Source organism: Acinetobacter sp. ANC_7553, assembly GCF_056779895.1.
The window spans coordinates 42922-55354 of record NZ_JBWYIV010000018.1 but is presented as its reverse complement, the minus strand read 5'-3'; the positions used below and the strand labels follow the sequence as shown (position 1 = coordinate 55354).

General features: G+C 35.1%; 13 protein-coding genes and 1 tRNA gene. 8 read left to right on the top strand and 6 right to left on the bottom strand.

Annotation, left to right across the window (positions count from 1 at the left end):
* Positions 1–309 precede the first annotated feature (309 nt).
* On the top strand, positions 310–2115 hold the full coding sequence (locus AC1M9I_RS13335) for a tannase/feruloyl esterase family alpha/beta hydrolase (RefSeq protein ID WP_481611150.1): 1806 nt from the start codon (positions 310–312) through the stop codon (positions 2113–2115).
* A gap of 95 nt (positions 2116–2210) precedes the next feature.
* Positions 2211–2636, top strand: a complete 426-nt coding sequence (locus tag AC1M9I_RS13330; RefSeq protein WP_481611149.1) for a TIR domain-containing protein — start codon at positions 2211–2213, stop codon at positions 2634–2636.
* 265 nt (positions 2637–2901) lie between these two features.
* On the opposite strand, the gene AC1M9I_RS13325 is transcribed toward AC1M9I_RS13330, so the two are convergent.
* Positions 2902–3834 (bottom strand): IS5-like element ISAba12 family transposase, encoded by a 933-nt coding sequence (locus AC1M9I_RS13325; RefSeq protein WP_481611148.1) that lies wholly within the window; start codon positions 3832–3834, stop codon positions 2902–2904.
* On the opposite strand from AC1M9I_RS13325, the gene AC1M9I_RS13320 reads away from it, so the two are divergent.
* Positions 3835–4113: a hypothetical protein gene (locus AC1M9I_RS13320; protein ID WP_481611147.1), complete on the top strand. Its 279-nt coding sequence runs from the start codon at positions 3835–3837 to the stop codon at positions 4111–4113.
* Positions 4114–4314: 201 nt separating this feature from the next.
* Here the strand turns inward: AC1M9I_RS13320 and AC1M9I_RS13315 are convergent, their stop codons facing one another.
* A complete protein-coding gene (locus AC1M9I_RS13315; protein ID WP_481611146.1) occupies positions 4315–4827 on the bottom strand; it encodes an N-6 DNA methylase in 513 nt (170 codons plus the stop codon).
* 298 nt (positions 4828–5125) lie between these two features.
* Here AC1M9I_RS13315 and AC1M9I_RS13310 point away from each other — a divergent pair, with 298 nt between their 5' ends.
* Positions 5126–5530 carry a hypothetical protein gene (locus AC1M9I_RS13310; protein WP_481594489.1) on the top strand — a complete coding sequence of 135 codons (405 nt, stop codon included), beginning with the start codon at positions 5126–5128 and terminating at the stop codon, positions 5528–5530.
* A 122-nt stretch (positions 5531–5652) separates the two neighbouring features.
* Here the strand turns inward: AC1M9I_RS13310 and AC1M9I_RS13305 are convergent, their stop codons facing one another.
* From AC1M9I_RS13305 to kynU, 4 genes are all read right to left on the bottom strand, one after another.
* The gene (locus AC1M9I_RS13305; RefSeq protein ID WP_481594488.1) at positions 5653–6813 is read right to left on the bottom strand and encodes a porin; all 1161 of its coding nucleotides are present in this window, start codon (positions 6811–6813) and stop codon (positions 5653–5655) included.
* Between the two features lie 65 nt (positions 6814–6878).
* Positions 6879–7631 (bottom strand): alpha/beta hydrolase, encoded by a 753-nt coding sequence (locus AC1M9I_RS13300; protein ID WP_481594551.1) that lies wholly within the window; start codon positions 7629–7631, stop codon positions 6879–6881.
* 14 nt (positions 7632–7645) lie between these two features.
* On the bottom strand, positions 7646–9046 hold the full coding sequence (locus AC1M9I_RS13295; protein ID WP_180028467.1) for an amino acid permease: 1401 nt from the start codon (positions 9044–9046) through the stop codon (positions 7646–7648).
* A 40-nt stretch (positions 9047–9086) separates the two neighbouring features.
* Positions 9087–10340, bottom strand: a complete 1254-nt coding sequence (gene kynU / locus AC1M9I_RS13290) for a kynureninase (protein ID WP_481592844.1) — start codon at positions 10338–10340, stop codon at positions 9087–9089.
* A gap of 141 nt (positions 10341–10481) precedes the next feature.
* Here kynU and gigD point away from each other — a divergent pair, with 141 nt between their 5' ends.
* From gigD to AC1M9I_RS13270, 4 genes are all read left to right on the top strand, one after another.
* Positions 10482–10934: an Lrp/AsnC family transcriptional regulator GigD gene (gene gigD, locus AC1M9I_RS13285; RefSeq protein WP_092766480.1), complete on the top strand. Its 453-nt coding sequence runs from the start codon at positions 10482–10484 to the stop codon at positions 10932–10934.
* Between the two features lie 518 nt (positions 10935–11452).
* Positions 11453–11529 (top strand) — tRNA-Met (locus AC1M9I_RS13280).
* 241 nt (positions 11530–11770) lie between these two features.
* Entirely contained in the window at positions 11771–11983 is a 213-nt protein-coding gene (locus tag AC1M9I_RS13275) for a cold-shock protein (protein WP_035267602.1), read from the top strand.
* Positions 11980–12180: a hypothetical protein gene (locus AC1M9I_RS13270; RefSeq protein ID WP_092766478.1), complete on the top strand. Its 201-nt coding sequence runs from the start codon at positions 11980–11982 to the stop codon at positions 12178–12180. The genes AC1M9I_RS13275 and AC1M9I_RS13270 overlap by 4 nt, the downstream gene beginning before the upstream one ends.
* Positions 12181–12433: the final 253 nt, after the last annotated feature.

Here is a 12433-nt window from a genome sequence, read left to right as displayed (position 1 = left end):
GAAAGTGCCGACCGTGGAAGGGATTCATCTGCTGTATCTCGAAATAAATAAGATATTTAGCTTATCATGTCAGCCTATTTGCAACAGTGCCTTAATTATTGTATTTACTAAAGAGAAAGGGCTTGATTTATATCAAGTTCTTTTTTTTGGAAAAATTTATCGATAACTTATATTGGTTTTCAATCAGCTACTTGCATAATTTATAATCATGCCTTTAAGGTATTAAGTAATACTAATAAAATAATGGACAATATATAAAAAAAATTGAATATTAAAAATACATGGAGTTAAAAATCAAAGGAAATTGATATGCACAAAACTAGTTGTGATATAAAATTTAAAGCCGTTAGTACTAATCTAATCAAAACATTTTTAAGCGTTAGTATCTTGGGGCTATTGCTTACTGGATGTAACAATGACGATAAAAATAACGAACATTCTGCAATACAGACTGACAAAGATAAATGTACAGAAGATTATTTGATTAAAGCGTTTGATGATCAATCCTACAAAATTTTAAAGACATATTATTTTAAAGCTGGTGACAAAGTTTCACTCAATAAAAATCCTGACAATACAGCTCAAATAGCAAATAATGATGTTTGCGTTGCTAAGGTACTTGTAGCTTCAGAAACTAACTCTCAACATAAAGATCAACCGTCGTATTCACAAGGGATAGGTATTGAAGTTTGGTTGCCAAAAGCTAGTGAGTGGGATAAAAGAATTCGCGTAAGGGGTGGAGGCGGATGGGCAGGTGGGAATCATACAGATGTTGATTTCTTAGCTGGGTTAGCATTATCAGGTACAACCTCTCCTTTTATAATTTCAACTAGAAATGGGTCTGTTTCAGCGGTGACTGATACTGGACACACAATAAATAATGCATCTTTTGCAATGAATCCAGACGGCACAATCAATGAAAAATTATGGAAGGATTTCTCAGAACGAGGAATACATGAAATGGCTGTCGTAAGTAAAGCTTTGGCAGAAAAATTCTATGGAGAGAAAGCTAAATATAGTTATTGGGATGGTTTTTCTACGGGTGGGAGACAGGGTTTAAAAGAAGCCCAAGTAAATCCGCAGGATTTCGATGGAATTCTAGCAGGAGCACCAGCAATCAATTGGACAAAATTCATTACGTCTGAATTATATCCTCAAATAGTAATGCAGCGAGATCTAGGTGGAGAATTAATAACTTCGGATCAATTGAATTTAGTTTCAAATAGAGCAAATGAGGTATGTGGCCAAATAAATAATCAATCATATGGTTACGTATTAGATCCAGAATCATGCAAATACGATCCAACCAAAGATCCTAAAATATTGTGTGAAGGCGGAGCTGTAGAGAATTGTTTGACTAATATTCAGGCAAAAGCAATTAACAAGATGTGGTATGGTCAGCACGAGGATGGATTGGCACCCGATCCGTTAATTGATAATAGCTTTAATTTAAATCTTTCAGAAAAACAAAAGTGGTTTGGAGTTACTCGCGGTACAAACCTAAACAGATTAGCAGGAAGCACCCCGTTTTTACACTCCACGGATTTAACGGCTCTTATTTTAGAGGATAGCCGTTATGCACAGGATAATTTTATAAATAAAATTAGTAATGGGATGAACTTATGGAAAGACATTACCTATGAAAAATTAAATTTCGTACAAAGTAGAGGCTTGGAGCTTCAAGATAAATTCTCTCATATAAATACTGATAATCCAGATCTAACTGAATTCAATAAAAGAAACGGAAAACTTGTAATATATCATGGTATGTCGGACGAGGTTATTATGCCTCAAGGTACTATGCAATATATTGAAAGAGTTAAAGAAAAGATGGGTGCAGATAATGTAGATAAATTTATAAAAACCTATTTCATTCCAGGAATGGGACATAGTTTCGGAAATGGAACCTCGAATAATCAAGCGGATGTTGCTTTATTAGAACTGGACCAGCTTTTTTATACATTGGTTGATTGGGTTGAAAATGGTAAAGAACCAAATACATTAATTGCAAAATCTGGGCAAACTAATCGCACATTACCAATATGTATTTATCCTAAAAAAATTAACTATGTATCTGGAAATATAAATGACCACAATAGTTATGAATGCAAGTAAATAATTGATACACGAAAGAGGTGCTTCTATAAGCACCTCTTTTTATTATAAAAATTACAAATTAAACGATTATTTAATAAATAAGGAGTATTTATTTGAAGGGTATATATTTTTGCTATGATGTTGATGATCTTGAAAGAGCCATGATTGTTAAATTCAGCATCTCGAACAACTCTTGCCATGGATTTTATGATAAAGCTGATCTACTCAAGATAATGAGGAAGAGTGATGATGATCTTGAAGATTTTTTAAATATAGAGTTAAAGAATATGAGAGCCTTGGTGATTCTAGTGGGTGAGAATGCTAAAGGAAATCATTACATTAATAAGATAATAGATAAATGCATTTTGTTAGATATGGATATTATTGAAATCAATATTTGCGATATTAATCCATTTGGCAAAGGGACGAGTACTTTTAAAGGGTGGGTATTTGATTCAACTGTACTAAAATATTCATGGTGTGAAGAAAAGGGGTATAAATACATTAATCAATGGATCGGATTGCAAAGCAATGGTTAAATTTTACTTAGAGTGAAGCTATAAAAAATTTTTAAAGTTAAATATAACACAATAGTATGTACAAAAGACTAATTATTAAATATAATATATATATATTATTTATACAAAAATACAGAGTAATTATGAGCCTTTCAAATCAGTTGCATATTCTTGCCCAATTGGACACTTAATAGTATATCGTACTGGACATAGATTCTTCTTTTAATTGGACACGGCTTTGTTGCACAAAGATTTGAAATGCAAAGCGCCCCTAATTGAGCCAAATTTAAGGCGTAACTTGGGTAAGTGGTCGACCTAATTCCGTAAATCTGTTAAGGACTGCTACACGTGCATGGATCTCATTCACTTGGCTATCAAAACTCCTTGCACTGAGTTTATCTCCTAATAATTTGATGCAATGCATCTTAGTTTCAACCAAACTTCGCCGATGATAGCCTGACCATTTTTTCCATAGTGTCCTGCCTAAACGTTTAATTGCTCGAAGTAATTCATTTCGCTCTAGCGAGCTACTCTTTGTATCTTTCCATGGTTTCGCATTTTTTCTAGGTGGAATCACCGCATGCGCTTGCCGATCTGCAATGACCTGACGGCATTGCTTGGTGTCATAAGCTCCATCGGTATAAACAGAGTTAATCTGCTCATCTTGTGGAATCTGATTAAGTAAATCACCAAGCACCTGTGAATCACTGATATTATTGGTTGTAAGCTGAACTGCTAGTATTTGTAGAGTTTTAGCATCTATACCAATATGAAGTTTACGCCATTGGCGACGATATTCAGGTCCATGTTTCTTGCGTTTCCATTCGCCCTCACCTAGAAACTTCATGCCTGTAGAGTCCATGAGTAGATGCAGCCCATCGCTACTTTTTTGGTAGCTGATTACAATATCAATATGCTTTTGTCTTCTACAAAGCGTGGTGTAATCTGGAGCTATCCAATTTAATCCGCAAAGTTTAATCAGACTTTGCACAAAGCCAGTGACCATACGTAAAGACAGACGGAATAAGGATTTAATCATTAAGCAGCATTGGATGGCTGCGTCGGAGTAGGTTTGATTTCGCCCTTGTTTGCCTTTTGATGGAGCATACCATTGCGTAGCAGGATCAAACCAAATGGCAATATTTCCGCGACTCATGAGTGCTCGGTTATATGCGGGCCAATTGGTTGTACGGTAGATTTTGTGTGCAGGCTTCTTCATTTGAAAATTATATCGCTGAAAAACCCTTTACAGATAGGTTTGTGCAACAAAGCCTTAGGAAAAACACAAGAGATTAATAAAGATTATCAGTATTTATTGTTAATCTCGAAGACTCGAAAAATCAGAGATAATTTAGAACAAGATTCTATTCCTCAAATATATGATTTTGATAAATTTAAAGAAGTGTTAGCTGTAGGATTTGAGGATGAGAATGTATATGAGATTCCTTATTTAGATTTTCAAAGTATATCAATAGTTATTGATAAAAATTATATTTAAATAATTGAAAAAATAAAATTGTCCTCTATATAAATATTACTTCACTACAGATTATTAAAGCTATAAATAGTTTGTAGTGAAGCAGACAACTAAAGGAGCTGAAATGTCATTAATTTTTGGTAAAAATAGTCAAGTTTCATTTAAGGATGATGCGGAAAAGTATAGTTTTATTGGATACTTAACAAAGTCTGTAGTTTTTATTCAGTGGGAAAATAACGACCAACAGGGAGCATGGGGTAAAGAAGGGAGAATGGCATTTACTACAGCAGATGGGCTTTGCCTTTCAAATCTTTGTGCAACAAAGCCATCTTGAGTTATATCTGACAAAAGAAAATCTTCTTCAAACACATTAAAAGTAAAATCTATATGTAATAAATAAGTTTTAAGTAATTCTAAATTTTTAATAAGTGTTAAGGCAGTAGCATCATCTAGCTCATAAGCATCTAAATGGATCTTACGTGCACCTTTAGAAACCAAATACAATATAGTACTTATTCCTAAAATACCTAAACCTGCACAGGATTCTAATATTTTATAAGGTCTTTCTAAGTTGTTAACAGTAATCAGGGAAGCCATGAATTTGGCGACTTCACTTGAAGTAAAGTATTGCCCAATCTTCTTTTTATATTCATTTGCTGTATTCGATGCATGAGAACTTTGCAAGAGCTCGATTTGCTCTAGAAAATTGGTCGGTGCTTCAAATGCTAGGTTCATTATGACAACGTGAAATCATGATTACTGGAATTAACTATTGTATTGGATGAAATAAAGAAAGTGTAAAGTTACATGCTAAATCTTTCTCTTCTACTTAAATTTATTATATGTTAAATTTACAAAATTAAGATAAAAATTTATAAGTGTATGAAATATAACATGTATATTATTTTGTATGTGGACTTCCGTTCTAGATCATATATTTAAATAGTTAAAAACCCTTTGTATAACAAAGGGTTTTTTGTTTTTATGATGATATAGTAAAACGTTTATTCATAGTTGAATTAGGGACAGTTGAATGAAACAAGGAATCATGTTTTTAACTTTTGTGCTGTGTAGTAGCATGAGCTTAGCAAAATCACCACAATGGACCGTGTTTGATCGAGATGATGCAGGCTGGTCTTATATTGATAAAACGACCATTAAATCACTCAATCAAGCCCCTCATATTTTTGAAATTGACTATAAATATGTGTATGAACATGGCGTACCCTCATTAAACATCAAACCCAAGGGCTACATACAAGCCGTTCATCAAATTGATTGTCAAAATAAAGCCAGAGCCTATGTCAAAAGCCAGCGTTTTACGCCGCAAGGTAAAGCCGTAGATGATAATAATTCATTCGATACGATTTATTTTGAACCCATGTCAATGCAACTTTCTAAAAATATTAAGTTAATTGAAATGTTATGCATTAAATAAAATTTATTAAAGACTTTGTATAACGCTACAACTTATTGAGATTTGATGCGAATCCATGAGTGATCCTTCAAAGCCTTTTTAAATAACAAGGCTTTGAAGGATAGTTAACCTAAAATTAGAATTTACCATTCATAACGTAAACGGAATAAATGCATATCTGGGGTTTGGAACGTATCATGTGTATATAAACGTTCATAATCAAATCCAAAACCATGGTTAAATCTAGCTGCTATACCAACACCGAGATCACGGCGTTTAAACTCTGAGCCATTGGTATATTCAAGTTGATTTCCCATGATATAGGGCTGAATGAATTTGATACCGTATTCTTCAATCTTGAAGTGCTGTCCCGCATAAAATTCAACGCCATAAGCCTCAGTATTCAGCAATGATTGAAGTTGAAAATCGCTCGATTCACTGTAAGCATCAAAATTTGGAACTAGATTTTTATACCAACCAGCGCCAAAGCTAAGCATCCATTTTCCATCAAAATAAAATAATGAACTTGCCCAAATTTCTTGCTTTAAATCATGCTTATCTTGTTGATTATTCAGACTAGCATTGTTGTACTTCCATGAGGTCGCCCAACTTAAATTTTTATTTAAATGCACATCAACTGCCAATTCGGCACCATTTTTACGTTGATATTGCACATCCGTATCTGCGACCGTCGTACTATCCTTGAACAAATAGCTGGCATATAAGTCTGCTTTATCTGTTTTGAACTCATAACGTAAAGTTTTATGAGCTGCTTGCGTACCATCTGTATAAGCGACAGGGCTCCACGTTTGGGGCTGAGCCAAGGTTGAGTAATTCCATAGGTCAGTTTTGGCGCCTACAATGTCGTAATAAATACTATAGATTTTTCCAAATTTAACGGTACCGTATGCTGAATCACGCAGACCAATATACGCCTGTTCGGTGGTGATGTTTTCATCAGAGGAACGGTAATGACCGTCCCAATCCAGCATCTTGGAAAGATTGATATAGTTTTGATAGCCTGCAATTAAATGCAAACGTTCATTCCATGCATAATCAGCATTGGCATACATACGGCTATTTGAGCTATAACCATCTCTGCGATATTTCTGATTTTCGTTAGATTGATCGTAATGATCGAAATTTAAGGCTTGTAGACGAATACTACCAGACGTGGTGAGTTTTAAACGATCTGATTCACTCAAAATTTGCTGTTCATCAATGAGTGTTATCTCGGCAAATGTAAGATTTGAAAAAATAAAGGTGCAGGAAAGCAATAGCTTGTAAAAGCATGGTTTTGACATAGTAACATCCGTGTGACTAAATATAAATTAAGCTGGTAATTCTGCTGATTAAAGCTGAGTAGAAATTAGGTGGTCTTTGTCGATTGAAAATATCGTTCCAAAATGGAATAGTGGTTGGTGTCTGCAAAACTCAAGAGATGCGTGAATTCAGGCTCTAGTTGCTGCCGAAATTGATAATATTTTTGGCTTTGCCATTTCAGTTCTGGTAACTCATCGAGTCCATACGCAATCGTACAGGGCTTAGCAAAGTGCGTAGAATGTTCAACTGGACTTAAGTTTTTAATGTCTAGCTCAGATAAATTTAAAGCCTTGTTTAAATGCGTTTCTTGAATCGGTTTTAGGTCATAGATACCACTGAGTAATATCGCTGAACAAATCAAGGGATGATCTAAATTTAAAGCAGCCAAATGGGCACCAGCAGAATGTCCAACCACAATGACATTGGGGCTGATCCAAGTTTGTTTGTGGATATAATCGAGCGCTTTGCGAATTTGTAGATTAATCAGATTTAAACTACTTTGAGGCGCTAAATCATATTCAACCAACACACATTGAGCATTTTGCTGTAAAACAAATTCAGCAACAAAGGCAAAATCCCTTTTTTCACACCATTGCCAATAACCACCATGTATAAAAATAACAGTAGTATTGGTGGCAACAGGTGTGGGGAAAAAATCAAGTGTAGATCTTCGCTGAAAGTCGTACTGTAAATCGGCAATATGATGGTGTTGCTTATAAGTCGCTTGGCTCATTTTTTGAAAATCAGACAAGATCTGATTTTCATCCGTCACAGTTTGCGAGTTGTCATAGAGCATGATTTACAGCTCCTTTACTAGGCTTGTTCATTTTCAGTTAATTGATGCTTTAAGGATGATTTCTTCATTTGATAGAAAATGATTAACATCACGATAAAAGGCACGCCAAACTGGAGAGTTGATTTAAATTCTTGCGTAAACCATGTGGTAAGCGTGATTGCAAGAATGGCAAACAAACCAATAAAGGAAATATAACGACTACCAGGAATGCTGTATTTGAGGTGGATATTATTTTTTGCTAAGTTCTTTCTAAAGAAGTAGTGTGTGGCAAAGATCGCCCCCCAAGTAAATAAAGCTCCAAACATGGACAGTGCAATCATGATTGGAAATGCTGATTCGGGATTAATGCTATATACAATACTCGCCACGGCAATACCTGTTGCCGAAAGTAGCAAGGCATTGATGGGCACCCCATTTTTACGAATTTTACCAAACAGCTTAGGTGCATCTCCTGAACGTGACAAGCTGAATAACATACGCGTTGAGATATATAACATGCTGTTCATTGCGGACAGTGCTGCCACAATCACAATGAAGTTTAAAATATGATCAGCAAAAGGAATGCCGACAATTTGCATAACAGACACGAAAGGACTGGTTGCACCTGGTGCTATCAATTGAGTCCATGGAACGAGAGTGACAATTAAACTCAGCGATAGTAAATAAAATAGAAATAAGCGAATCGCAGTGCTTTTGAAAGCGTATTTAACTGCTTTTTCAGGATCATTGGCTTCACCTGCAGCAACCGCGATCATTTCGATACTGAGATAACTAAAAATAGAAATAATGACACCAATCCAAACACCTTTAAATCCATTTGGCATAAAGCCATCATGTGCAGTGAGATTGTGAGTTAGCGCTTGATGAGGATTTGGATCTTGCGTCAAAATACCTATTGCCAACAGAATAAACACAATGATGGCAAATACTTTGATCGTCGAAAACCAATATTCAACTAAGCCAAATGCTTTGACACTATAAGCATTTACTGCGAGAAGTACGGTTGAAAAAAATACGATCCAAATACCTGAACCGACATGAGGAAACCAAAGTTTCATATAGTCAGCCACGGCGGTAATTTCTGTGCCTACAGCCAACACGATACATGCCCAGTAGCTATAACGAACTAAGAAACCAGAAAGTGGGTTGATATAATGTTCAGCGTAAGCACCAAACGAGCCTGAAGTGGGGTGTTGTACAGTCATTTCTGCCAGGCAAGCCATTAGTGCAAAAGCAATTAATCCGCCGATCGCATAGCTTAGAATGACAGCAGGTCCTGCAAAACTAATGGCAAATTTACTACCCATAAATAGACCAGTGCCTATGGCACCGCCTATTGCAATCATGCCCATTTGTTTAGCGGTTAATTTTTTATGTAATCCTGCTTCGCGTGTTTGAATTTTATCGAAGTTACTCATAAGCCCTCCTGGCCATGGTGATGTAAAGTGAGTAACTGAATTAAGTTACTTGACCTCGCACCGAATATTTTTCATTTTTCCATTCTTTATTCAGCATCACTTGTTTAAGATGTTGAACAGCATGCCAAATGTCTTCATGGCTTAGGTACAAAGGTGTGACCCCGAATCTGAGCACGGCTGGCTCTCGGTAATCTCCAATCACACCACGTGCAACAAGCGCTTGGACAATGGCATAACCGTGTTCATGGCAATAACTCACATGACTACCACGCTGTAAATGATCGATTGGTGTAATTAACTCAAAACCAAATTCAGCACATTCCTGTTCAACCAATTGAATAAAGAGATCTGTTAAATTTAGAGATTTTTCTCGGATCTTTTGCATGTCAGTTTTTAAGAACACATCTAAACCACATTCGATCAAACTCATGGACAAAATGCTTTGGGTGCCACATAAAAAACGACGAATGCCTTGAGCTGGCTCGTAGTGATCAGCCATATCAAAAGGACGTTGATGCCCCCACCATCCTGAAAGAGGTTGCCAAAATTTATTTTGGTGTTTTGCATGTACCCAGATGAGGGCAGGAGAACCTGGTCCACCATTAAGGTATTTATATGTGCAACTTACGGCAAAATCACTTTGGGTCTTGTTTAAATCGATTGGAACAGCGCCTGCAGAGTGGCATAGATCCCAGATGACCAAAGCGTTATGTTGATGAATCGTTTGATTGACCTGTTTCATGTCATAGAAATAGCCTGAGCGGTAATTGATATGTGACAACACCACAACTGCCGTTTGATGGGCTTTCAGAGTGGTTTCTAATTCATCAGGATGTTCGATTAAAACCAGTTGGTAGCCTTTTTGAACAAGGTCAATATAACCTTCAATAATATATAGGTCAGTCGGGAAGACGTCCTTTTCCGCAATAATCACTTTACGTTCAGGAGCGATTTCAGCTTGGATTTTGACAGCAGCAGAGAGTGCTTTAAATAAGTTGAGTGTGGTTGAATCAGAGATCACCGTTTCGCCTGGATTTGCCCCAATGAGCTGAGCCACCTTATCACCTAACCGAGTCGATAATCCCCACCAATCCGCTTTGTTCCAGCTATTGATGAGATCTTCTCCCCACTCTTGACTGACCACTTCGTGAGCACGTGTTAAAGCAGATTTAGGGCGTGCCCCAAGGGAATTTCCATCTAAATAAATGGTGTTCTCAGGTAAAGCAAATTCATTCTTTAAGTGGCTTAGTTTGTCTTGAGCATCCCATGCTTTGCATTGATCTAAGGTAATCATTTTTAACCTAACTTAGTCCGTGTTATTTCATTCGATTTTATCACGGCATTTTTTCATATTTATCCGATAATCATGCTTGAAATTGCATGAAAACTGGATAGTATTCGAATTAAATATAAAAAATCAGGATGATATTTAGGAATGAATTTAGACCTCATTGATCATAAAATTTTAAGACTGTTACAACAAAATGCACGACTAAGTCATCAGGAATTGGCAGATTTAGTGAATCTTTCTGCTTCAGCTTGCCATCGCCGTGTCAAAATTTTAGAAAACAATGGAGTCATCGAAAAATACCAAGCAAAAATTAATTATGAAAAATTGGGTATTCAGGTTGAGGCGATTGTCGAAATTAAACTCAATCAGCTGACCGAATCAGATCATCAGCATTTTCTGAGCCAGATTCGTAATTTTGATGAAGTGATCAATGCTTTTATCATTACAGGGGATTCGAATTACGTTCTCTTTGTGGCCACCAAGGATTTAAATGGGTTTTCCCAGTTTATTATTAATAAGTTAAACAAAATTAAAGGTATAGCCAACATTAATTCTAAAATTATTCTTGAAAAAGTGATCGAGAAGACCTTCATGTGATCATTAATTTTTTTATGAAAAAAGTGAATCCGTATTTTAAAATCAACCTCGAATTGATTTTACAAGCGATGTTTTTTTTATGAGTTAAAACACATAAAACTGCTATTATGGTTCATCTTTTTTTAAAAAATAATTCTATGAACGAACATTACAAATATATATACACTAAATTTAGTTTTTTTGGTTCATTACCTACATATAAGGTGTTTCTGAATGAGCAAAATAAGATCGTAAAATGGGTCTTTGCTGATAACTCTTTTATCTATGGGTATATATCTGATTGGGCATTGAATCATTCTGGTTTAGATGTGGGAAAGGCTACTTGGGCTGAAGAGTCGACATTATTACTAAATAATGAAAAATTTAAACTCAATTTGTATAGGTCTTTACATCAAAAATTTAAAACAGAATTATCTGAATAATTTATCTAGTAACGATAATGATTTTATAGTTTTTGATAAAAATAAATTATTTAGATTGCTATATATCTCAAATTAGCGTACAAATGCACTTGTTGATGCGGGATGGAGCAGTCTGGTAGCTCGTCGGGCTCATAACCCGAAGGTCGTTGGTTCAAATCCAGCTCCCGCTACCAATTAAAAACTAATTTAAAAGTTTACAACCTAATTGCGGTCGATCTGTAGTTAGGTTTTTTTATTAAAGAAAATTAAATCAATAAATCAATTAAATATGTGTTATATTGGTTTTCTAGAATTATAATTTTATTGTTTACTAATTTTATTTTGATCTGATATTAATTACATCTTTCATTCTATTAAAAGTCTATCTTCAAAATTATTTTCTAATTATTCATTACATAATATAGGAAATAAATGATGTCTAATTTAACAACTGGTACAGTTAAGTGGTTCAACGAAACTAAGGGTTTCGGATTTATCGCTGTAGATAATGGTCAAGATGTATTTGCTCATTTTAGTGAAATTCGAGCAAATGGTTTCAAGAATCTAGTCGAAGGACAGCGAGTTCAATTTGTTGTGCAACAAGGTCAGCGTGGCTTACAAGCAAGTGATATTGTAGCTATTTCATGAATACCTCATTAATTGAGGTGAAAGATCAGTTTGAAGTTAAATATGCAGTGATAGGTACATTTAATACTTCGCAGCATGCTTCGAACTTATCTCAAATAAATATTAAATTTATCACTGTTGATAATGAAAATATAAGACCTAGTTTTGATTTAAATTTTCATAGTTTAAATACTGGTAAAATTTACCAGCTCATTTAAATATTAAAATTAAACCATAAAATATTTTTTATGGTATAATCGTTGTTGATCGAATCCGTAAGCGAAACGGAAGTGTTTAGATAGAACTTAGAATTGCGTATTCTCAATTTATAGATTTTAATATCTATGATATCTAAACAGTTAACGCAGAGCATGAACTCGCACCATGCCGATCTTAGAAGTCCACAATCTCATTGTGGGCTTTTTATAATTAAATACATGCTAATGTAAAATTGTAATTTGAATTATAGGC

Excerpts from the sequence above, each read along its gene's own strand:
- AC1M9I_RS13305 (WP_481594488.1), bottom strand. The coding sequence starts at position 6,813 with ATGTCAAAACCATGCTTTTACAAGCTATTGCTTTCCTGCACCTTTATT.
- AC1M9I_RS13325 (WP_481611148.1), bottom strand. The coding sequence starts at position 3,834 with ATGAAGAAGCCTGCACACAAAATCTACCGTACAACCAATTGGCCCGCA.
- AC1M9I_RS13315 (WP_481611146.1), bottom strand. The coding sequence starts at position 4,827 with ATGAACCTAGCATTTGAAGCACCGACCAATTTTCTAGAGCAAATCGAG.
- AC1M9I_RS13335 (WP_481611150.1), top strand. The coding sequence starts at position 310 with ATGCACAAAACTAGTTGTGATATAAAATTTAAAGCCGTTAGTACTAAT.
- AC1M9I_RS13310 (WP_481594489.1), top strand. The coding sequence starts at position 5,126 with ATGAAACAAGGAATCATGTTTTTAACTTTTGTGCTGTGTAGTAGCATG.
- AC1M9I_RS13270 (WP_092766478.1), top strand. The coding sequence starts at position 11,980 with ATGAATACCTCATTAATTGAGGTGAAAGATCAGTTTGAAGTTAAATAT.
- AC1M9I_RS13275 (WP_035267602.1), top strand. The coding sequence starts at position 11,771 with ATGTCTAATTTAACAACTGGTACAGTTAAGTGGTTCAACGAAACTAAG.
- gigD (WP_092766480.1), top strand. The coding sequence starts at position 10,482 with ATGAATTTAGACCTCATTGATCATAAAATTTTAAGACTGTTACAACAA.
- kynU (WP_481592844.1), bottom strand. The coding sequence starts at position 10,340 with ATGATTACCTTAGATCAATGCAAAGCATGGGATGCTCAAGACAAACTA.
- AC1M9I_RS13295 (WP_180028467.1), bottom strand. The coding sequence starts at position 9,046 with ATGAGTAACTTCGATAAAATTCAAACACGCGAAGCAGGATTACATAAA.